The sequence below is a fragment of the Clostridium sp. KNHs205 genome (assembly GCF_000702945.1).
Taxonomy (GTDB): Bacteria; Bacillota; Clostridia; order Lachnospirales; family Lachnospiraceae; genus Anaerocolumna.
This window is the reverse complement of sequence record NZ_JNLE01000003.1, coordinates 573,018-595,000: the sequence shown is the minus strand read 5'-3', so window position 1 is coordinate 595,000 and position 21,983 is coordinate 573,018. Positions and strand designations below refer to the sequence as shown.

General features: G+C 37.2%; 18 protein-coding genes and 1 pseudogene. 3 read left to right on the top strand and 16 right to left on the bottom strand.

Annotated elements, in window-relative coordinates:
• Positions 1-148: 148 nt before the first annotated feature.
• From BR73_RS0102585 to BR73_RS0102565, 4 genes are all read right to left on the bottom strand, one after another.
• Positions 149-1,111 carry a bifunctional 4-hydroxy-2-oxoglutarate aldolase/2-dehydro-3-deoxy-phosphogluconate aldolase gene (locus tag BR73_RS0102585; RefSeq protein WP_033164281.1) on the bottom strand — a complete coding sequence of 321 codons (963 nt, stop codon included), beginning with the start codon at positions 1,109-1,111 and terminating at the stop codon, positions 149-151.
• Positions 1,112-1,417: 306 nt separating this feature from the next.
• Positions 1,418-2,152 carry a CvpA family protein gene (locus tag BR73_RS0102575; RefSeq protein WP_033164279.1) on the bottom strand — a complete coding sequence of 245 codons (735 nt, stop codon included), beginning with the start codon at positions 2,150-2,152 and terminating at the stop codon, positions 1,418-1,420.
• The gene (locus BR73_RS0102570; protein ID WP_033164278.1) at positions 2,149-3,324 is read right to left on the bottom strand and encodes a DUF5711 family protein; all 1,176 of its coding nucleotides are present in this window, start codon (positions 3,322-3,324) and stop codon (positions 2,149-2,151) included. Before BR73_RS0102570 ends, BR73_RS0102575 begins: the two co-directional genes overlap by 4 nt.
• 525 nt (positions 3,325-3,849) lie before the next feature.
• Positions 3,850-5,205 carry a LysM domain-containing protein gene (locus BR73_RS0102565; RefSeq protein ID WP_033164277.1) on the bottom strand — a complete coding sequence of 452 codons (1,356 nt, stop codon included), beginning with the start codon at positions 5,203-5,205 and terminating at the stop codon, positions 3,850-3,852.
• 454 nt (positions 5,206-5,659) lie between these two features.
• Here BR73_RS0102565 and yyaC point away from each other — a divergent pair, with 454 nt between their 5' ends.
• Complete coding sequence (yyaC, locus tag BR73_RS0102560) at positions 5,660-6,232, top strand: spore protease YyaC (protein ID WP_033164276.1); 573 nt, start codon at positions 5,660-5,662, stop codon at positions 6,230-6,232.
• Between the two features lie 157 nt (positions 6,233-6,389).
• On the opposite strand, the gene BR73_RS0102555 is transcribed toward yyaC, so the two are convergent.
• From BR73_RS0102555 to BR73_RS0102545, 3 genes are all read right to left on the bottom strand, one after another.
• The gene (locus BR73_RS0102555) at positions 6,390-7,514 is read right to left on the bottom strand and encodes a hypothetical protein (protein WP_033164275.1); all 1,125 of its coding nucleotides are present in this window, start codon (positions 7,512-7,514) and stop codon (positions 6,390-6,392) included.
• A gap of 201 nt (positions 7,515-7,715) precedes the next feature.
• Entirely contained in the window at positions 7,716-9,704 is a 1,989-nt protein-coding gene (locus BR73_RS0102550) for a methyl-accepting chemotaxis protein (RefSeq protein WP_033164274.1), read from the bottom strand.
• 507 nt (positions 9,705-10,211) lie between these two features.
• On the bottom strand, positions 10,212-11,096 hold the full coding sequence (locus BR73_RS0102545) for an LD-carboxypeptidase (RefSeq protein WP_033164273.1): 885 nt from the start codon (positions 11,094-11,096) through the stop codon (positions 10,212-10,214).
• Positions 11,097-11,323: 227 nt separating this feature from the next.
• Here BR73_RS0102545 and BR73_RS0102540 point away from each other — a divergent pair, with 227 nt between their 5' ends.
• Positions 11,324-12,640 carry a YcxB family protein gene (locus BR73_RS0102540; protein ID WP_033164272.1) on the top strand — a complete coding sequence of 439 codons (1,317 nt, stop codon included), beginning with the start codon at positions 11,324-11,326 and terminating at the stop codon, positions 12,638-12,640.
• A gap of 74 nt (positions 12,641-12,714) precedes the next feature.
• Here the strand turns inward: BR73_RS0102540 and BR73_RS0102535 are convergent, their stop codons facing one another.
• The 9 genes and pseudogenes from BR73_RS0102535 to BR73_RS29755 form a co-directional block, all read right to left on the bottom strand.
• Positions 12,715-13,152, bottom strand: coding sequence for a hypothetical protein (locus BR73_RS0102535; protein ID WP_033164271.1), 438 nt, complete (start codon positions 13,150-13,152; stop codon positions 12,715-12,717).
• Between the two features lie 134 nt (positions 13,153-13,286).
• Positions 13,287-13,679: a hypothetical protein gene (locus tag BR73_RS0102530; protein WP_081848510.1), complete on the bottom strand. Its 393-nt coding sequence runs from the start codon at positions 13,677-13,679 to the stop codon at positions 13,287-13,289.
• Between the two features lie 294 nt (positions 13,680-13,973).
• Positions 13,974-14,489: a hypothetical protein gene (locus tag BR73_RS0102525; protein ID WP_033164270.1), complete on the bottom strand. Its 516-nt coding sequence runs from the start codon at positions 14,487-14,489 to the stop codon at positions 13,974-13,976.
• Positions 14,490-14,805: 316 nt separating this feature from the next.
• Entirely contained in the window at positions 14,806-15,828 is a 1,023-nt protein-coding gene (locus BR73_RS0102520) for a DUF4179 domain-containing protein (protein ID WP_033164269.1), read from the bottom strand.
• 4 nt (positions 15,829-15,832) lie between these two features.
• Positions 15,833-16,300 (bottom strand): RNA polymerase sigma factor, encoded by a 468-nt coding sequence (locus BR73_RS0102515; protein WP_033164268.1) that lies wholly within the window; start codon positions 16,298-16,300, stop codon positions 15,833-15,835.
• Between the two features lie 499 nt (positions 16,301-16,799).
• Positions 16,800-17,396: a recombination mediator RecR gene (gene recR / locus BR73_RS0102505; protein ID WP_033164266.1), complete on the bottom strand. Its 597-nt coding sequence runs from the start codon at positions 17,394-17,396 to the stop codon at positions 16,800-16,802.
• Positions 17,397-17,790: 394 nt separating this feature from the next.
• On the bottom strand, positions 17,791-19,068 hold the full coding sequence (locus BR73_RS0102500; protein WP_033164265.1) for a radical SAM protein: 1,278 nt from the start codon (positions 19,066-19,068) through the stop codon (positions 17,791-17,793).
• A gap of 536 nt (positions 19,069-19,604) precedes the next feature.
• Complete coding sequence (locus tag BR73_RS0102495; protein WP_347463458.1) at positions 19,605-20,585, bottom strand: IS30 family transposase; 981 nt, start codon at positions 20,583-20,585, stop codon at positions 19,605-19,607.
• A gap of 192 nt (positions 20,586-20,777) precedes the next feature.
• Positions 20,778-20,897: pseudogene (locus BR73_RS29755) on the bottom strand (helix-turn-helix domain-containing protein); the annotation flags it as partial.
• 325 nt (positions 20,898-21,222) lie between these two features.
• Here BR73_RS29755 and BR73_RS0102490 point away from each other — a divergent pair.
• Complete coding sequence (locus tag BR73_RS0102490) at positions 21,223-21,972, top strand: class I SAM-dependent methyltransferase (RefSeq protein ID WP_033164264.1); 750 nt, start codon at positions 21,223-21,225, stop codon at positions 21,970-21,972.
• Positions 21,973-21,983: the final 11 nt, after the last annotated feature.

The window sequence follows — 21,983 nt, the reverse complement described above, 5'->3', positions numbered from 1 at the left end:
AGCTTATATATTATCCTAAGTAATCATTTTTTACGGTTTACTTCAACTATATATTTTAAAGTAAGCTGCCAGAATTCTTCTTACTATGAGAATCACTGACAGCTTACTTTTATTCTATGATAGCTTTTATTAACTTAATTACCTCTGCTTATTTCTGAAGAAGGTGAACTGCATAACCACCGATTTCTTCTTTTAAATAAACAGCTACTTTTTTATTATTCTTATCGAATTTTTCTGTTTCTGCATCAAAATGGAAACCACGGCTCTCCAGATGATAAACTGCTCTTTCCAGATAGTTGGTTGCTATGGCAATATGACCATGTTTTCCCAGGTAAGGTGTCTTCATTACCTCGATTCCAAGGCCAGCAAAGATGGATGAGTTACCGGCATTCTTCGTAAATCCGAACAGATTGTCAAAGGAGTCAGCTATTCCGTTTGCTTCTGTTTCATTGGCAGCGTTGATTCCAATATGTCTTAATTCAAAGCCAAGCATCTTTGTTATTGCTTCTTTTGTCAGATCTCTGATTTTGTCAAATTCTCCATTTTTAACAAGTGCATCATTTACCATCCAGCTTCCGCCGCAAGCAATGATTTTGGAGAAATCCAGGTAGGATAACAGATTCTTCTCGGTAATACCACCGGTGGGCATGAACTTCATGTTTACATAAGGCGCTGACATAGCCTTTATCATATTAAGTCCTCCTGCTGCTTCCGCCGGGAAGAACTTAACTACATCAAGGCCCAGTTCTATGGCCTGTTCTATGTCACTGGGATTTGCACAGCCGGGAGTTATGGGTATGCCTTTATCCACACAATATTTTACTACTTTGGGGTTAAGTCCGGGACTTACTATGAATTTCGCACCGGCATTAACTGCTCTGTCAACCTGCTCGGTGGTAAGTACTGTTCCGGCACCTACAAGCATCTCGGGGAACTCGGAAGCCATGATACGAATGGATTCTTCCGCAGCATCTGTACGGAAAGTTACCTCTGCACAAGGAAGTCCTCCATCAATCAATGCCTGCGCCAAAGGCTTGGCATCTTCTACGGAATCCAGCTTAACTACAGGTACAATACCAAGTTTCTGAATTTGTTTTAATACATCATGCATCTTTTACTCACCTATAAAGGGATAGGTAATATCCCAGCCACTATTTATGGCCGAAAGCCGCTTTCGTGGCGTCCTTTCTTTGTACTTTTTACTTTCAGCCTTTGCTTTATTTATACGTTTATCTTCACCTTCAAGTATAACGCAAGGTCCTGTTAATTTCTCTAACGATACTGAACATTTTATTGATTTTCCCGTACTTCCTTTAACATGTTTGTGCCAGCCGGGTATTCCGCTTTTGGCGAGTAACTTGCACGAAACAGAAGATTGCTCTATATCCATGGGTTTAAGATACCAACTATTCTAACGTTATGATAATAATACCTGTCCTAAATTGGTAATAAATTTAAGCAGCATGTTATTATTATAAAGAACAGATAAAAAGGTACTGTCATTGATCATCTGAAATACCTTCTGTCCGCCTTCCGTGCCCGCAAATACTGTTAATACGAGAAATAATACCCATACCACCACAATTCCCTGCAACAGACCAGCCAGCAGTCCGGCTGTTTTATTGAGGCCATTGATAAGCGGCAGCTTGCTCAGGATATCAAGTGCTAAACAGATCACACTTAATGCTATGCTTACGATAATAAATACTACCAGAAAAGCTCCTGCATTTATAACCATTCTGCTGACGGACTGGCTGACATATTCTTTAAAATTATCGACCGCCATGGCTTTGTATACTTCTTTGTTGTTATTCTCCACCAAAGATTCTCTCATGGCTTTTGGAAGAGGAAGTTTTCCGATAAAGCTTACCTGATCAGTTACTTTATCAGCTTTGTCTCCTTTCTCTTCATAATCAATTATTTTCTGTATTTTTTTTGTGGTAAAATCCATCAGCTTTTCATTTTTCTGTGCTTCTTTGCTAATAATAGGACTTACCCAGATAGTAAGCATGATTGCTATTATTGTTGAGAATAAGGTAAAGACTGTACGTATAAAACCCATTCTTCTTCCGTTTAGAACAAATCCGATTAAGATTGCTGCTACTACTATCAATACCCAGTTTATGGGGCTCGCCGATGCAAATACCATCATTTTAATTTCACCTCATCAATTGTTTCATCATTAATCATTATGTATCTGTTACGTCCGGGCGCAGGCAATATCTGCGCTATTTCTTTTTCAAAATGACTGGTCATCCTAACTTTACCATTTAACTGATAGATCAGCCAGTCACGGCTGGAAGTTAAGACAATCTCTTCTCCATTTAAGCTTATTGTACTGTAAGAGAAATCTGTATTTTTACGAAATACTATATTGCCGTCAAGATCGTAGACTACAATCCTGCTGCTGTCTGCATTATCAGCATCCTCCAGTACAAACCCTATGTAACTCTCATTATAAAATAAGGTTTTTATCTTACTGTCCAATTCCTTTTTAACTTTAGCTTCCGGTGTTTCCTCCATTGAATATATTGTGAACTTATCATCACCGAAAGCACAGACAGTATTATTGTTTACGAATTCTACATCAGGAATCAGTGTTGTATCATAATCATCAGCTCCAACCACTTTATCAATATAACTATCTCCTACACCTCCAAAATTAAAAAAGGTGATTTTATTCGCTAGTTCGCCTTTTGAGAAAAATACATAGCTTGTTACCAGTTTGGTTCCATCCTTTGAAATGCTTATATCAACAGGAAAACCGTCTTCTTTTTCCGTGGTCCTTCTATTGACAATTTCTTTCCCGCCTTCTTTGACGTAATAGTTAATATGGTTTTCTCCTTTTCCACTTAACAAGACTGCCGTAACACCCTGAGAGGCTATTACACTTTTTATTATGGGATAATTCATTTCATTCGAAGACTCCAGACCCTTCGGACCATAAATATTAAGCTGTTTGCTGCCCCTGTCACTTACGGATACATAATCGCCATTGACAGATACCTGTGGGTCCTTCATCTGATAGGTGTCATTCCATAATTGGCTTCCACTGCTGTTAGCTGCCATAATTCCATCCCTGCTCACACGGATATATCCACTGCCATAGGTATAATATCTGGCAGAGCCTGTATCACTTTTCTGTACAGACTTTAATACCTCATAATCTGTATATCTTTTATTGCTGATTGTATAAAATATGCCGCCTAAAGCGATAACCGCAGCTATTGCGGCGAGTATAATCAATGTTATTACTCTTTTTCTATGCTGGCGTTTTCTGATTTCATAAATTCTTAACTCCGGTTTTTCCAAAATTACTGCCATATATGTACCTTTCCCACTCACCGTTCTCTTTCGTCCGGATATCACAATTACTAGTGCTTGTACTATTATAACGTATTTTATTTTATATTAACACTACATTTTTGTAAGCTTAAGTAATCCATAAGACTTATGGCGCTGCTATTTTAATAATTATAACATTCCTCCTTGGCTATGGCAATTTACAATCTATATATTTCCCAATTTTTAACTTCTTCTTTTTATTATTCTTCTCTTTTAATATTCTCTTATGATGTTCTCTTTAATGTTCTCTTTTAATGTTCTCTTTTGATGTTCTCTTTGATATTTGCTTTTGATGTTCTCTTTTGATCTTCTCTTTTGATATTCGCTTTTGATCTTCTCTTTTGATATTCGCTTTTGATACTCACTTACAATATTCACTTCTTATAATATTCTCTTCTTACAATATTCTCTTCTTACAATATTCTCTTCTTATAATATTCACTTATAATATTCTATTAAAAAAAGAGCTGCCGCTTAAGATTGCTATCCTAAGCGGCAATTGTATCAAGGTACTATAAGCTTCTGTCCGGCCATAATTTTGTTTTCATCCTCTATGTTATTTAAATCTTTAATTTTATCCATATATTTATAGGTGTTATAAAGCTTAAAGCTGATGCTGGCAAGGGAATCTCCTGCTTTTACCGTATAATATTTTACAGTGGCATTGGAAGAAGCGGGCTCGCTGTCCTCCTCATTGTCAGTATCTTTATCACCAGAATTATCGGCTACTGATGTATCGGTATTCTTATCTGTGTTTTTTTCTGTATCTTTTTGGGTATTATCTTTCCCTGTATTTTTCTCCGTATCTTTTTCTGCGTCTTTTTCATCCTCCTGATTCTTTGTTGTCTCAGTTTCTGCATTATCCGCAACTTCCGTTGGCTTCGTTTCCTCCGGCTCCGGTGTGACTTTACCTTCTACCGTATCTACTATAATGCCTTCATCCTCATTTTTAGCATTTTCATCTTTTATATTCGTTTCATCATCTTTACCGGCTGTCTGGGTATCTGTATTCTTACCCCCATTCTCTGTGCCGTTATTTGAGGCTGTATTGATATTTTGTGAGATAGTACTAAGGGCAGACTCCATTTTCTTCATCCTGTCATAATTGTCTAACATCGTAGCCGCTATGACCAGAACTATTATAGCCAGCAATGAACTGGCAGCATAGAGAAGCCGTACAACACTGCGGTCTTCCTTTACTTCTTTCTTCTCCTGAATAATGCTTCGGATTTTTTTCGTAGTGTTATCGCTGTAGACTGCCTCTTCCCTTATGGCCTGTTCTTCTTTGTTCTCTATCATGTAGTTCTGCATTTCTTCATTTTTCTCGTAATATATGTAATAACCGGGCTGCTTTACCAGCTGATTGCTTTCACAGAAATAAAAGGCTTCATCCCTCTCCATACTGTCCATTTTCAGCAGCAATTTTTCATTTCCCGAAAAGTTATCCGTATGGACTTTCCTGATCTTATCATTGCTTTCTAAGTAAAACCCCGGACCAATAAGGGCCCAGCCCATTATTTCCACATCTGTAAAATATTTTTTAATATTTTCATAAACACTTGTCCACCCATCATCAGAAAGAGTAATACCTGTGGAAAAATCCGTATTTCTCATTTCCACGGCTCCCTTGATGAACACATTCTTTGCTTCTTCGGTTTTAACACTGTAGCCCAGAAATACTGCCGCTCTTAATTCTCCTGGATCGGTATCTGCCAGCTGCTTCAAGAAGGTCATTACATAATCTTCCACATAAATTACCCTTCCATGATATAAGACATTTCCTACCTGTCTTATATTCTTAGGCATCTTTATTGTTACGGTATTACCGCTATTCTGTCCTTTTAAAGATGAATTTTCCATTATACAACCCACTATATACCCCATCGTTAGCTGGGATACTGCCACATTTAGATAAAGAGTGAAAGAATCTGCATGTGGCTTCCTTTCTTAATCAATTTTTCCCTTCACTCATTTCATTTGCTTCCGGAATGTTCCGGAAACTTCCGTTAGAACCTATACCTTTAGTACAAGTTCCTCTTTTTACCTTTTATGCTAGCACACGGTGGGTGATATTTATGTCAAATTATACCCGTAATTTTGTAAATATTATCCTTTTTATTAGTTTTATTTCTCGTAAATTTTATCTCATGTCTGTTACTCCTCCTTAACTTTACATGTAAATACGGTATTTGCGGATACTTTGTTGAAATATGACCTGTTAATTATTTCTAATTTGTGACTAATTTAATTTTTTACGGTAATACTTTTGTTAAGTAAGAATAAGGTATAGTACGAGTATTAGTAGGAGGTTCCGATGAATAAAGAATTGGATATAGAGAGGAAATTATATTATTTCAATACAAAAGAACGATATTCCGTTTATGAATTCAGCAGCCGGCTGCAGAATTTATTACAAAACAAACCTGTTAAAGGCCGCCCGATTGTTTTTCTTTGCATTGGCTCTGACCGTGCCACAGGGGACTGTCTTGGTCCGATTGTTGGATATAAGTTATCGAAAATGAAGCAGTATGATATGATACTTTACGGTACTTTGGACCAACCGGTTCATGCAAAGAATCTAAGCGACACTATTAATCACATTCAGCTTCATCACCCCAACGCCTTTGTCATCGCAGTAGATGCTTCTCTCGGAAAATCCAGTCATATCGGCTATATTACCCTTGGTGAAGGTCCTCTCCTTCCTGGTGCCGGTGTCGATAAGAACCTTCCTCCCGTCGGAGATATTTTCATAACAGGAATCGTAAATTTTTCAGGAATGCTTGATCATATGCTACTGCAGACTACCAGGCTGAATGTTGTTATGGTGCTTGCAGATTATATTTGTGCCGGAGTTAATTATTGTTTCTATCAGCTATCAAAAGCTTAACAAAAGGGATACACAGAATCTAAAACTGTTTATTTATTTGATAAAAACAGATGCAACGCACCTATTACAGGGCAACAAAAAAGCACGAAACATTATTTCGTGCTTTTTTGTTCTTATTTAGCAGACAGCGTCTTCCTCCATCTGTTTTCACTTATCATTAGTAATTTTCCTCTTTCGCCTTAACCTCAGCAACACCGGATTTATATTCTGCAATAGCTTCCGAAACCGTTGCTATATTCTTATCATACATAAGCCGTATCAATGCTTCCAGATTTTCTGCTGTCAACAGCTCCTTGCCGATATATGCTTCATATCCGGAGGCAATTTCAAGTGAAAGATTCTTAATATTATCCTGTGTGGTCTTGATATCCCCGTGAACCTTGGTGTACTCTTTCTTAAGACGCAAGAGCTCTTCCTGATTCTGCTGGGTTATCTCTTCTCTGATTACATTACGGGTGGTATTCTCAAAGTTACTCAAGGCTTCTTTTTTACCGGCATTGATATTATTCAGTTCTTCTTCTAACTCTTCCAGTTCCCGGTCGAAATCTTCCAGCTCATAGATACTCTCATCTTTATCTTTTAATATGCCGCTGCGTATATTATCAATACCCCTGCGTGTCAAATTCATCTGTTTTCTTTTTTTATGAATCTGAACGAAGGTACTTCTATTTTTTGCTTTTATATTATTTTCTATAAGGAGAAAACCGCCGCCAAAGATTAACACTATAAAAGCATAAATCAGAAATAAGAATATCATTTTCTCCTGAGGCAGCACCAAGGTGTACAGTAAATAAGGCAGAGCTAATAATAGAAATGCAACAACTACAGCAATTATCAGAAGGTCCATTACCCTTGCAGGAAAAAAGATGGAATAAAACAATCTGTTATTCAATACCAGAGGAATTCTGTTACTTTTAAACAAATCTCTTATCTCAAGCTTCATTATACGGTATTCTTCCCTGATTCCGGCTGTTTCATTGTCTATTCTTTCATTAACCTTCTCATTTTTTGATTTCATCTTACGATTCTTAATCTTCTTAATCTGCTGCCTGGTAAGGTCAAGCTGTTCGTCATAGGTCTTTTCTATCTCTTCTTTTCTTTGTCTGAGTGCAGTTCCTATTTCATCAGCAATATCTTTTTCTTTCCCCTTAATACTCTTTTCAAGCCTGCTTTCCTGCTTTCCAAGTTCATCATATTGATTCTGGCAGGTATTCAGCTCTGTTATTTTCTGCCTGACAGCCTCCAGCTCTTTTACGCCGCCGGATAATATATTGCCCTGCATCAATTTCCCTCCCTTATGACGATTCGTTTATTTTTGATTTTAACTGATTACTCTACAAAGGTCAATCCTTTTAGACAAAATACACCGGTGCAAATATACCCGTAACACCTTTAAATGATAGAAAAATCCAGCTTATCAAATTATGTATCAATTAAATAAGTATTTGATGCAAATATAAATTTTTTAGAATCAGAACTCACTTTATATTTTAAATCTCTCTACAATAACCTCTAATTGGATTGCCAGTTCATCCATGGTTTTACTTGAGGCTGCCAGCTCCTCAAGAGAAGCGGTCTGTTCTTCCAGGGAAGCTGATATTTCCTGGGTAGAAGCCGAATCTTCTTCTGCAATTGCAGAAAGGTTCTCCATGGTTTCGATAATTCCGCCTTTTACCTTCTCCATTGCCTCTCCGCTCTTACTCAGTTCTTCTACGGCATCACTTGCTTTCTTAATTGCTGCGGATATACCTTCAAAGCTTTCCTGGCTGTTGTTGGCACTTACAGTCTGCTCTCTCATGGCTGTATCCATTCTTTCAATTGCAGTTACCGCTCTACCCGTATTCCTCTGCAGTTCTGCAACTATAGTATCAATCTCTCCAGTGGATGCTGTGGATTGTTCTGCCAGTTTTCTGATTTCTTCTGCTACTACAGCAAAACCTTTGCCGGCCTCTCCTGCTCTAGCGGCTTCAATCGCTGCATTTAAGGATAAAAGATTGGTCTGCTCTGCTATTTGGGAGATTACTTCGCTTGCCTGGCCAATAAGCAGTGCACTTTCATTTGTCTTTTCGGTTACTTCCTTTATTTCTGCTGCCTCTGCATTATTCTCTTCGGTCTTTATACGCAGGATATCCATGGCTGCTGCCCCTTCATTAAGGATTTCCAATACCTTCTCCGTGGCTTTTTCTAATACCATAAAACTGTGCTGATTATGTTCAATAGCCTCTCCAAGTTCCTGGGTTCTTATGCTTCCCTCCTGGGTATGTTCCGCATGGTTCATGGCTGCTCTTGCCAGTTCTCCAATAGTAGTGGCAATTTCTCCGGAGGATATTGCTGTATCTTCTGACATTTCGCTCATTCGGCCTGCTGTAGTCGTCAATCTGGCAGAGGCATTCTTTAGTTCTTCTATAATACCTCGAAAGCTTTCTGTGATATTCTGCAGCGCATTGGCCAGCAATCCTATTTCATCCTTTTTCTTTCTTAAGTTAGCATCAATATCGATGGTTATGTCAAGGTTTGCTATTCTTTCCGCCTGTCTTACGGTCTTAACAATAGGCTTCGTTATACTGTTGCCAAGACCTACCGTAACAATAATACTTACTATCAGTGCTGCAGCAAAGGACAGACCGATGATCTTGCTGAAATCCGCGATTCTTCCCATCACTTCACTCTCATCTGCCGTCACTATATAATACCAGTTGGAGTCGGGAATAGGCGCATAGGCAGAATATAGCTTCTTACCATCAAAGGTATATTCATAAGTTCCCTGCTTTTGCTGCAAAATTGTCTTGAACAAACCTGCAACAGAAGCTGCACTTTTATCTTCCTTTTCTGCTTCAATGGGATTATACATATTAACTACAAGGGATTTATCACGATGGGCTACCACTGTTCCCTGGCTGTTTATGATATAACCGTAACCCCCTTCACCATACCCCATGTCCTGTATCAGTTTACTCATCTTATTGGCATCACTTCTTGCAAGTACAAGTCCCGTTAAGGTTCCGTCTGAAAAAATAGGTGCCGCAATCATCAGTACCGGCTCATTGGTTACCTTACTGATAAGCACGTCAGATATTACGGTTTTGCCGGTAAGGGCTTCCTGTATATATCCTCTGTCTGAGAGATCTGCTTCCGTGTCATCGGAATATTTTACCTGACCTTTCATATCTACTATGCCAAGTCCAATAAAATCTGTTTTCTCCAAATAATCTATCATAGCTGACTTTTGTCTCGTATAATCCATGCTTTGTATTTCCATGTTATCGGCTATATTCTCAACAATGAGTTTTTCCGTTTCCATTCTGCTTTCTATCAGCTTCGCATTGTCACCTACCAGAGCAGTAACTCCCTGTTCAACCTGTTCCTTTAAATTCTTTCTTGCTGTATAGATAGAAACTGCCTGTAAAATCCCCGTTGTCAAAATTAGTGTAAGAAGAAAGCTTACCAACATCTTTGTCTTAATACTTTTCATCCACTTATCCTCTCTCTTGAGATATTTTTACTGTGCATGGGAGCATATAATTCTGCCTAAATTCTCCAAAATGCATCAATATTCAACATTTTACCATTGGTGAAATGTATTTGCAATGTCATAGTACCTAATAATCCAGGTAAACTTTCGTTACTTTTTTAGATTTATTCATAAAACGGCACCTATCATGAAACGAAGTCCAGATAATTAAGTTCCTTTCTATGGAATGAACTAAAAATCAATCTTTATTAAAAGGGTTAAGATAAGCACCCTTTTCCTTTGAAAAAGATGCTTTCTTTTCATAATCTTAAGAATTCTTTTATTACTGTAAGATTTTTTCATTGATTTTTAATAAACTCTACAAATTTACGACACATTTAAAGTTTATCATAAATATATAAATCAAGGGACCCCTCTCCCTTGTTTACATAGATGATGCTTTTTCATAAAGCCGCAGTGTACTTCCCCCCTCGAATGTATACTGCGGCATCCCCCTTTTATAAGGCTCTATTTTGTCTTACTACTGTATATAAATATATCACTGTTTTTACTCAGATAAATTCTTTTTCCTATAATCAGACCTTTCGACAGATTTCCATGACCTATTTCCCCCGTTTTGGCAATAGGGAGGTTTAAGTCCCTGGTATAAGATAAAATCAATTCTTCCATGGAAGGCTTTAACTGCTCCCGCTCCATTTCCGTAAAGGTTCCCAGCAATATTCCCCTGATCTTATTGAATGCACCTGTTTGCTTCAGCTGACTTATATAGGTTATCATTTTAGAGACTCCTCCGCCAAGGCTCTCAAGAAAAAGTATCTTCCCTTTAAAGTCCGGCATAAAAGGTGTCCCTGATAGTTTCAGGAAACATCTTATATTGCCGCCTATTATCTCTCCCTCCATTGACTCTCCTCTAAGGAAGGAATACTGAAAGGAAAACAGCTCCCTGCTGCTTCCGTCAGCTAATGATATCAAACGTTCTCTTTGAATGCCTGCTTTATCATAGATCAGATTTTTCAGTTGATACAGATATGTCTCTCTGCCTGTTCTGGCATATATGGCATTTAACACTGTTGTCAAATCACTGTAACCAAAGAAGGGTTTATAATTCTCCTCTATTACCTTGTAATCCAGGTGCTCCAGTATCTCATTAGCCGCATCTCCTCCTGAGATATCAAATATTGCCTCTGTTCTTTCGTCGGTAAATAGGTTCATGAGGGCTAACCCTCTCTCCTCTCCGGTACCAGCCGGTTTTGAGTTTGCACCGTAGATAAATGGGCTGAACCTTGTCCTTATATGCATTTTATCCAATTCTGCAATTAACTGCTGGTTTCGTTCTCTCTCCCTTTCCGACTGTCCATCAGAGCAGGCTGTTATCCCTATTATTCGTTCCATCTTAACCCCTTTCTTGAATACCAAATCATGAACCACCGGTACATTTTTTCTTTTCTGTCAGACTTATCACTCTATTATTCTATCAAATCAGTAATCCTAACTGCAAATTTAATTTTATTCATTGAATTTTTATGCTTTTTTTATACTCTGGAGCTTAGAACCGTAGAAGTTTGTAATTATTTGTGGTAAGATTGATTTATTACTTTCAATACAAGGAGATAGGTTTCATGAAAAATAAGTTAATAAGCTGTCTTCTCTTGGCAGTACTTTTCTCACTGGCTGTATTGCCTGCAAGTAAAGCACAGGCCAAGGTTCAGGAGTTCTCTGATATGTATATGGAATTGTCCATGCCGGATGATACCATCGTATTGACACAGGACACTCCCGATACGGACGAGCAGTGGGTTACAGCAGGGATATCTGATGTAAAGTCTGAAAAAGAGACAATGAAAAAAATGGGCGTGAAAGTCCTGTTATTTGATCCGGAAACAAAAGCTCTGGTAAGGCTGCTTCAGAAGCAATCCACCCAGACAAGCAATATTTTCAATCTAAGCCTTCTTTCTGACGAGAAGAAAACAGAGTTCTTTAACGGGCTGGTGGAATCAGAAGATGAGAATACAAAGGCAACCATCGAAGAGATCTCCCATCCGGACGCAGTCTTCTTCCGTTATAACATTGAGATTACCAAAGACGGAAATACCATGACTGAGCTGATTTATGGCACTATTGTAAACGGATATACCATATCCTATGATATTTTTCAGAATACCAAAACAGTCCCTATAGACGAAACCTTTGTTAAGGAGCTGGTTGCCGGAACTCATTTTACTGAATTCCTGGACAAGGCAGAAGTGGACAAGGAAATGAAAAATTCCCTTATCCGTTTGTTAGTGGAATTTGCTTTATTAATTGTTATTATTATTGTATGGATAACATTACGTAAGAAACGTAATCAAAAGCAAAAACTTAAGAAAGATGATAAAGCAGATGCCTTAACCAGATTCTATACCGCCAAGAAAAAGAAAGATGAGGATAATATCCGGGATGAAATCCGGTTCGTTAATCGCACCAAATACTCAGAAGAAGTTATGAAAGACTTCTGTTACTACAACCGTTTCTTAAAACGAATCAGAATGTGGATTTTAACAGCTTTATTATTTATTCTGGTACTGTATGTCCTCTATACCTCTTCAATTGGAATACTGGGTGTGATTATTGCTGCAGTCCTTATGTTTGTATTTGTTTATTATCAGGGCATCAGTGTGGAGAAGCTTGTAGTCAGGATGATGAAGGGTTTTGACAAGAGTAAGGGAATGGAAGCAATCTTTACCTTTTATGATGATTATTTCACTTTGTCCGGTATTCAGTATATATCCACCTATCCATATCTACAGGTGACGGAAGTGAAACAGCATAAAGATTTTATCTATATTTATACCGGTCCTGATAAAGCCTTCTATTTAAGAAAAGATGGCTTTGAAGGAGGCTATGAAGCTTTCCTCGCTTTCCTGGAGAACGGTATTAAGAATGCAAAGAGTCAATAGAAACGTTAACACAGAGCCATAAAAAAAGCCCTTTGAAATTCCTGCTGCTATAGAAGGAGTTTCAGAGGGCTTTTTTATGAACTCTTATTATTCTGATAAGTAATATAGCTGTGTGCTGCACCAAATATACTGCCAGTAAGCAAAACAATCCAGTTCCCCTGTAAAGCTCCTGCAAAGAGAAAGAGCATACAGGGTATTATTGCAAGAAACATGGCAGGTAACAGTTTATTCTTTCTTAAATATACAACCCAGAACAGCCAATACATAAGAACCAAAACAACTGTGCCTATCAGCCAGAAAGCAAATTTTTCATTTGAAGAGAAGCCCAGCTTATTAATACCTGCCGGTACTACCATAAAAAACATGGAGCCATATCGTCCAATCTGCTCTAACAGAAGTATTATCTTATGAATGCTTTTATTCTGCTGTGTTTTTATTCTGCCGGCAAATAGGATATTCGGCATCAGGATTAATACCAGCAAACACAGGTTAAACCAATTTATCCAGTTCATATGTAGAATCCTTCTCTCATAGTTATAACAGTTTAGTATGTTCTTTCAATTCTCCCGGTGTTATTGTAGAATATATTATGCCGGGCAGGGCTTCCACTTATGAGGGGAATTTACTGAGACAGAAAGGCGTGCTTTTACCTGGCTAACCGTCTGGGCTTACATATGTTACATAACCTTCCGCTTTTTATTTTAGCACCGCATTTTTCACAGGTAAACCAAGCGTGAACAGAATCATCAGAGAATTCAAGTCTTTCCTCCCTCACCCAGTCCAGTAATTTTGTAGGTATAACATCGTTAGCTTCCGCTATCTGTACAATTGTTGCCTTTGGATGGGTAATAATGTAGTCCTTGACCTGTTCATACTTCTCTTCCTCCTCCTTTACCATAGGTCGCAGGATTGAAGATGATTCTTTTTTCTCTGGATCTTCTTTTTCTTTCTCAAGGGCTTTGGAGCAGTTTGGACAGATCTCCGGACCATAAATATAATTAAATAATTTCTTACAGTTTTTACACACTTTTACTTCCATATTGATTTCTCCTATAAAATACAAGGAACGGTATCATATATCTGATCCTGTTCCTTAAACCAGTCTATATTTTCAAGATTTCCCAAAGAAATACTGTTTTTATTCGCCCCTGTAACAATTAACCTTTTCTAGCTTCATATATCCGAATTAAGGGAATTCATATAATTATTGCTGCTATCCGTATAATGAAGAAAGCTTCATATTCATCTTTATGCGTTCATTATAGCATAGATAATTATATTTTAATATAAGGGATGGTGTATTTTATTTAGAAGTAATTTGGTTTCTGATAAATTAAGCATATTTATGACTATTAAGGAATTCTTTTATATCTTTATTACTTCTTAATAGGATTACTTTGTTTTTGTATGAAGATAATCTGAGCTTTAATCCATCTCTTCCTATCTCATACTCCTTAGACCATTTAAACATACTCTTAAGCATTTGAACACTTGGTGTATAACTGCATTTTTCAATTCCTATCCTCTGCTTTATCCATCGTTTCATAATCCGATAATTTCTTACGCCAGGGGGCAGTTCTATCAGTACAATGGAATCTGCTGCTTTAAAGGCTTCCTCAAAGCATGCCCTGCCCGTATCCTCTATTAACCAATCCTTTTGACTAATAATTGTATTAAATAGCCTGTCCCTTTCATCGACTTGTCTTTTTCGATTTCCCCAAACATTTGATTTATCAGGAATATGAACGACTTCATCAAGAGAGGTGTATGGAATTCCTGTTACTCCTGATAACTCTCTTGCAAGAGTGGATTTCCCACTTGCCACTGCACCAACAATATATATTTTCATGTGCTTCCCAACTCTCCTTTATACAGATTAAATCGCTCTTTAAAAAAAGCTTCTTTCTTTTACCTGAGATAGCTTTAGCAGAAAAGATAAAGATTCTTTAATTATACTAACACAACATTATATTACTTTCTATTATCCATACACAAACTATATATAGATTACAATTTACCGACCTCGTACATTAAAATGGCTCTGTGTAAATAGCTAGGGCAGGATTCAAAGAATCCCATCCCAACAATTTACACAGAGCCATTAAAAACACCAACTAAAAAAGACTCTATAATTGAAGTTATTTCTCTGTTATAGTTAGCTTATTTCATTTAATAAATAGTTCGTCTTTCTTTTCACCAAATAAAATTGATTGAATCTGTTCTACATCAATTGCATTTGAAAATCTCCCTATTGCTATATAATCTCCGCTTTTACTATCGAATCCTTCACTCATTAAACCATCCATTTGATGTATTATACTACCATCTTCATACTTTATACCTGATATTATTAGAGGATAGGTACTATCGAGTTTATTAAGATCTATATTATTCGCTTTTTGCAGAGCCTTAACATCCTGACCACTACAGATAAGTGTATACGATAATGGAGATATTTTTAGTCTGCGGACTAAAACATTACACCCATCTATGGAGACGATTTTATTTAAATCCATTGTAATAGAATCTTTTACCTTTAAATTAATATTAAAATCCCACTGTCCTCTGGCAAGATCTACTACCGTTCCTCCTTTATCTGTTATTTCCTGCAATGCGTTGAAATTACAGTTTAATACGGCATTACTAAAATCATATGACATATTTTTCTGTATCCATATTTCATATTCTCTACTATTACTTACTTTTGTCTCTGTAAATCTATCAACAAATCCTGAACTAATACTTGTATAAAAGTTAGAACTACCATTTACCTTCATATCATAACTCAGTGAATTATTTTCTGACAACTCTATATTATCCGTAGTTATATCGAATAACAGGTAAATCAGATTTTCATCCTGTATTGTCTGTTTTAAAGTTACTGTAATAGTATTATCCATAACAGACTGTAAATCCTGCCTTGAATAACCTTCTTCTGAAAGATTGTGCTGTATCTTCTCATTCGCAGTGAAATGATCAACTGCCCTGTCATTCCATTTGATTGCTGCAAATACTGTTACTGAACTCAGTAGAAACATTGTAAGCGCGAAAACCGGTATTAATCTCTTACTTGTAAATCTATGATAGGTTCTATCCTCTGGTAATGATTGAATCACTTCACATATTTTCTGATGAAAATGTTCTGTTTCTTTTGGCATGGCATTCTTCCAATCAATATCATCACTCATATTATTACACCTCTTCTTCCAATAATTTTTTTATTTGTTTTCGCCCTTTAGAAAGCCTGCTTTTAACAGTTCCTGACGGTATTCTTAATATTTTTGCAGTTTCGTTTACAGAATAGCCTTCAATATAGCAAAGAATAATAGGTAACCTATGCTTAATATCCAGCTTCTTAATTATGCCGTAAAGCTCCGGATGCTTTATTTGTTCAGTTGATTTGTCCGACATATAGTCCTCATAAGATACCTCCTGTCTTTGTGATCGTAAAAACTGATAACATTCATTGATCAGAATTCGAGTCAACCATGTCTTAAAATAATTCACTTCTCTAAGTGAATTTCTTTTTACAAAGGCTTTTAAAATTGCACTTTGAACAACATCTTCACAATCCGCTTCATTAATCAGAATTCCTTTTGAAACATGATATAAACTTGATTCTATTTCAAGAATCCTTGTTGAAAACTCTTCTTTTTCCATATATGATACCTTTCAGATAATCTGCAGCTGCTTTTTGTACTGTACAATGATTAGATGTATTTCACCAGCATGTGGTTCATTAATTTTTTAGTTTTTCATAATTATGTATTATATATCTGTATAAAAACAATATAAAATAGACTCACCATATGCTCGGTAAAACCCATCGGTGAGTCCATATTAAATGAATAGTTTATTGTTTAATAAATACAGAAAATTCATTTCTCAAAATGATCTATATTTTATCTTTCTGCTCTTAAACAGAATAATGAAATACCTTATGCAAGTCCGGAATAAATTTATTAAAAATGGCACCATATACTGCTTTCCTCCAAGGTATTCATTTGTTTATTTGCTAAAGAAAAATAAAAACAGACCTAAAGCAGAGGATAAAATTCCGATTTAGGTCTGTTTTCATTGATGTAATGACATCATATAATAGGCATGACTAATGAAGTCCTATAAAATAGTATCAGGACTTATAAATATCCCATTATTCCTACAACTCCACTCTTCCTTCTAATGCTCTAAGCAGAGTTACTTCATCAATATACTCTAAATCTCCCCCCACCGGTACACCGCTTGCGATACGGCTAACCTTGATTCCCGAGGGTTTGATCAGTTTACTGATATACATTGCTGTTGTCTCACCTTCCAGACTGGAGTTGGTGGCTATGATAACTTCTTTGATCTCTCCTTCAAGCCTTACGATCAATTCCTTCAGTTTAATCTCATCTGGTCCGATACCAAGCATGGGAGAGATGGCCCCATGAAGCACATGATAAACTCCTTCATATCGTCCGGTTTTTTCATAAGCTGCTAAGTCTCTGGGGTTTTCAACCACCATTATAGTGTGATGATCCCTTTTATCACTGGCACAAATGGGGCAGAATTCATTATCCGTTAAGGTATAACATTCCTTGCAATACCTTACATTAGCTTTTGCTGAGGTAATTGCCTGTGACAGATTGTTTACCTGGTCCTGGGGCATGTTGATTATATAAAAGGCAAGTCTTTGGGCGGTTTTGGCACCAATGCCCGGAAGTCTTGATAATTCCTCAATCAGTTTGCTGATTTGACTGCTGTAATAGTTCATAAATCCTCTTTCTCTTAACTTTAAGCTTGATTTGTTTTAGTCTTGCGACAGCCTCTTTTCTAATCATACTTTATTACATTTCTGTTTTCAAGTTTAACTTCTATTGCAGACTAATAACTTCTATTACCCGTTAAGAATTTCTATCACTAGCTAAGAACTTTTAGTACTAACTATGAACTTATACTACTAACTAAGTGTTTATGCTACTAACTAAGCGTTTATGCTACTGAATAAGAATTTATATTCCAACTAGAAACTTATATTTTGGGCTAAAACTTTTTATTTCTAACTAAAAACTTCTATTACTATCTAAGAACTTCTTAATTAACTATACATTAGAGTAACCATACCCTTTATTTTGCCATTTGTCTAACAAATAAATATCTTTGCATTATCAATGAATGGAAATGCGGTAACCCAGGTTTATAAACAGATTATAGACTAAGTGAGTCTTTGAGACTTGCATACGTTTAAAAAAGGAGGGCAGGGAGTAAAATTTCCGGCGAAAATCCATATAGCCTTTATACAGCTGGTCGGAAGTCATATGTTTTGGCTTATATGCTACTTTGGTTTTTCCGTTATACCAGCTCCAGTCATCAGTTAGCAGTCTTCCCTCCCTTTGCAAGTCCTCATAAATCGGTGTACCCGGTAAGGGCGTCAGGATACTAACGGTAGCTCCATCTATCCCTAATTTTTCACATGCTTTCAAGGTGTCCTCAAATATACTCATGTCATCGCTGTCAAAGCCAAAGATAATTCCAGCCTGAATCATTATGCCGTATTCATGCAGCTTATGAATGGTTCTTTCATAATCTTCTATTCGATTTATTTTCTTACCCGCTTCCTCCAGCGACTTTGTACTAAAGGATTCAAGACCTACAAAGAAGTAGAGGCAACCTGCGGCTCTTGCAGCGGCCAGCAGCTCCTCGTTTCCGCAATCGGCCATAGTAACCTGTGCGGCCCATTTTTTACGCAAAGGTTTTAACTCTTTCATAAGTTCCAGTGCATACTTTGAATCGGCAAAAAAGTTATCATCCCAGAATACAAAATGGCGGGATTTTATAGCCTTAATTTCATCTATTACTTCTTTTACCGGACGGGTTCGAAAACAATCGTGATAAATCTGTTTTAAGTTGCAATAACGGCAGTGATAAGGGCATCCCCTTGTGGCAAACACCGCTCCTTTCATAAGGGCTGTTCGCTTATGCAGTAAATCCCATCTTGGTTTGGGCGTATTTGCAAGAATCGGTGCAGCTTCTGATTTATATTGCTTCTTATGCTCACCCTTATAAAAGTCTTCTAAAAATTTGGGCCATATCACTTCCCCTTCCCCTATAAGTACAGTCTCACAGTGTTTAGCGGCTTCCTCCGGCAGTAAAGTCGCATGTGGCCCGCCAAATACTACGGCTGAACCTTTTTTACGAAATGCCTTGCTTATTTCATAGCAGTGGGGTGCATTTGCCGTATTCACGGTTATAGCTACCAGATCAAAATATCTTTTATAGGGTACCTTTTGATTATATTCATCTATCAGGGTGATTTCGTAATATTCTTCGTTAATAAAGGAAGCCAGGTACGGCATTGTTATCTGTGAAAAATTATTTAACTGCCTCTTACGAAAACGATGAATTTCCTCGTTTTCTGGTTGTATCAACAGAATCTTTTTCTTCATGATATACCTCTTATGTTTTAGTATTCTTTTTCTACTTAAGAATTAGCTTTGTATTAACCTGGAGATGTATTAATCATCGATGTAGGTGTAGGTGTATTACTTCGATGTACTACTATACACATTATACATCAATATATATTTATTGTATATCAATATATAAATATTGTTATAAAGCCGAATGTTTTGCAGGGAATGTGATTATCCAGCCTTTTTTGTAAGAATTAGCTGAATTGGAATCCGAGGTTCCATTTTGCAAATTTAACTTCCGTTTCATCATATTCCTTGCAATACTAAAGTCCGCAGAACTAAATTGTTTTTAAAATTTTGGAAGTAAGTATTGCAAAAATCTATATAACTGGAACTTACTATGCCAAACCAATTGTTTTATACTCCAAAAGCTGTTATGCTTTTTTTGAGATTGTTTCCTCTTGAAAAAGAGCTCACGCTAACCGGAGGTCGAATTTAGCTTCCTTTTTCGCAAGATTAAATTCCACCCCTCTACGGTTCCATATTTGATCCGAATGGCGTCTGCTATTTTACTTTTTCAGCAACAGAGGTGTTAAATTAATCTCATTAGCGGGAATGAGCTTAATATTAAGCTTTTCAAGGGTTTCCTCGCTATTAAGGAAGCTGAACAGCTGGTGTGCGGACTGGTTGTTCAGCTTTTTCCTATTGTATGAATTGATATTACTCATCATAAGTGTGATATCATCCTGAGCCAGTCCATCAAATGAAGTGCCCTTTGGCAGTACCCGTCGTATCATCTCGTGCGTTACTTCGCATCCACCTTTTTGGTCAGACCGTTGGGGATCACAGTAGAATACGTGCGTTCTACGTTCGTTATTCGCATTAAACTCAATCGCAAGAGGGTTGGTAAATTCACTCCCCCGGTCTGTGAGTATGACCTGGAATAAGCTAGTAAATGTGTCATGCCCAAGAAGCTTATATAACTGATCAAATATTTCGCTTACTGATCTGGCTGTATTCGTATCTCGGATAAACGCAAGCATAAGACTGCAGTTTCTAAAGTAGATGGTAAGAAGTACTTTTCCACCTTTACGGCCTTCTACCGAATCCATCTCAACGATTGGGACATCGGGATTCGCTGCAATGTAGGCTTCAAAGTCTTCATAAGTACGCCCTAAGTGGCATTGCTTATCCACCCTTACATGTTTCTTATGAGAGCGACTGCGATAACGAACCTTTCTGGGAAGGTCTATGTTATCCACTGAAAAGAGGCCTGCGTCAATGTAGTTATAGATGGTCTTTTCATCAAGCATGATGTCATCGGCGTTATTAACGCAGATCATATGTATAGACTGCCCTTGCTTAATAAGAGGTGAGATGATATCATCAATACGCTTGAGTTCTGAAGGAGTAACAGCTATCCCTTGACGGCTCTCAGAACGAGTTGCTTCATACTCTTTCTGTGCACTCTTGGCATCATAAAGATGGCGCTCCAGTTTACAGCGCATACGGATATCGCAGCCGTTGCAGACGTAGGGCGGTTTATTCAACTTCTGACAAATGAGTTCAATAAAGTCAGGGCAATGTTCATAACAGTTTCGATAGGGGCATCCCTTACAAGAACCTTTATAGGGGTGTTTGCATGGTTTACATGCCATCCCAAAATGAGAACAGTTTGTGCGATTAGCACAGGGATTAAAGCTATCTTTACGAACTGTGTGACGATGGTTCTTAACTTCTTTTGAGATGGTAGATGGATCTTTTTCTAGTGTTCTTCCAATCTCAGTAAATGAAGCTCCTTGTTTGAGGGAAACTTCTATAGTGGCTCTTTCATCAAGAGTAAGATGTGTGTTCTTTGCCATGGTATTTTCTCCTTGGAAACACGCCATCCGGACTCTGGTGCTGAGTCATAAATATACCATACCAGAATAGTTTGCAAGAGTAATTTCTGGCAGTAAATTTGCAATACTAAGTTCCAGTTTTAGGGTGAACGGACTGGAAATTAACTTTTCAATTCACCTTTGTAAGAATTACAGTAATCATAATGCTGGTGACAACCATAAATTTGATTTTTCTGTTTTTTTACTTTATGATAGAATAATATTAAATAACATTAGCAATCGGCTATATAAATAAGCCACAGGTGAGAACCGAATCAATTAAATATCAAATATAATGGAGGTAATTATGAAATGGGATTCCGGACTATATGATAACAAGCATAATTTTGTAGCTGAATATGGAAAAGGTCTTTTAGAATATGTCCCAGCTGTAAAGTCACAAAGTATACTGGATTTAGGTTGTGGGACTGGCCTGCTCACAGCAGAGCTTGCCAGACTAAGTGGTTGTGTTTTAGGAATTGATGGATCTCCTGATATGATTGAGAAGGCAAGAAAGCAATATCCCCAACTTACATTTGAGGTTATGGATGCTCTGGAATTACCCTTTGATCACAAATGGGATGTTATTTTTTCAAATGCCGTATTTCACTGGATTGCAGACCAGGATCTATTATTACAGAAAATACATAATTCCTTAAAACCCTCAGGAAAACTCATTTGTGAGTTTGGAGCTTTTGGCAATATTCAGACTATAGAACAGGGTTTTTGTGCAGTTTTAGAGGAGCTTGGACATACCTATCATTCCAAGTTTACGTTTCCCACAGATGAGTTCTTTGGTTCTCTCTTAATAAAAAACGGGTTTATTATTGAGGAAATCTATGCTTATGACCGCCCAACACCTTTAAACGATGGTGATAAGGGGTTGTACAATTGGGCAGAGCAGTTTTTTGAATCGGATTTAAAAGAATTAACAGACACTGATCAAGATTTCATATTAAGAAAACTTTTGGAGAACGTTCGTGAAAACCTATGGAATGGTACTTCCTGGGTTGCCGATTATAAAAGATTAAAAGTTATTGCCCGCTCTGCCTTTTAAAAACAGAAATA

Coding starts and splice junctions, on each gene's coding strand:
- BR73_RS0102570 (WP_033164278.1), bottom strand. CDS start 3,324: ATGGCAGTAATTTTGGAAAAACCGGAGTTAAGAATTTATGAAATCAGA.
- BR73_RS0102555 (WP_033164275.1), bottom strand. CDS start 7,514: ATGCAGGGCAATATATTATCCGGCGGCGTAAAAGAGCTGGAGGCTGTC.
- BR73_RS0102530 (WP_081848510.1), bottom strand. CDS start 13,679: ATGGAAGTAAAAGTGTGTAAAAACTGTAAGAAATTATTTAATTATATT.
- BR73_RS0102490 (WP_033164264.1), top strand. CDS start 21,223: ATGAAATGGGATTCCGGACTATATGATAACAAGCATAATTTTGTAGCT.
- BR73_RS0102575 (WP_033164279.1), bottom strand. CDS start 2,152: ATGATGGTATTTGCATCGGCGAGCCCCATAAACTGGGTATTGATAGTA.
- BR73_RS0102565 (WP_033164277.1), bottom strand. CDS start 5,205: ATGGAAAATTCATCTTTAAAAGGACAGAATAGCGGTAATACCGTAACA.
- BR73_RS0102550 (WP_033164274.1), bottom strand. CDS start 9,704: ATGAAAAGTATTAAGACAAAGATGTTGGTAAGCTTTCTTCTTACACTA.
- BR73_RS0102540 (WP_033164272.1), top strand. CDS start 11,324: ATGAAAAATAAGTTAATAAGCTGTCTTCTCTTGGCAGTACTTTTCTCA.
- BR73_RS0102535 (WP_033164271.1), bottom strand. CDS start 13,152: ATGAACTGGATAAATTGGTTTAACCTGTGTTTGCTGGTATTAATCCTG.
- BR73_RS0102500 (WP_033164265.1), bottom strand. CDS start 19,068: ATGAAGAAAAAGATTCTGTTGATACAACCAGAAAACGAGGAAATTCAT.
- yyaC (WP_033164276.1), top strand. CDS start 5,660: ATGAATAAAGAATTGGATATAGAGAGGAAATTATATTATTTCAATACA.
- BR73_RS0102520 (WP_033164269.1), bottom strand. CDS start 15,828: ATGAGTGATGATATTGATTGGAAGAATGCCATGCCAAAAGAAACAGAA.
- recR (WP_033164266.1), bottom strand. CDS start 17,396: ATGAACTATTACAGCAGTCAAATCAGCAAACTGATTGAGGAATTATCA.
- BR73_RS0102585 (WP_033164281.1), bottom strand. CDS start 1,111: ATGCATGATGTATTAAAACAAATTCAGAAACTTGGTATTGTACCTGTA.
- BR73_RS0102525 (WP_033164270.1), bottom strand. CDS start 14,489: ATGAAAATATATATTGTTGGTGCAGTGGCAAGTGGGAAATCCACTCTT.
- BR73_RS0102545 (WP_033164273.1), bottom strand. CDS start 11,096: ATGGAACGAATAATAGGGATAACAGCCTGCTCTGATGGACAGTCGGAA.
- BR73_RS0102515 (WP_033164268.1), bottom strand. CDS start 16,300: ATGGAAAAAGAAGAGTTTTCAACAAGGATTCTTGAAATAGAATCAAGT.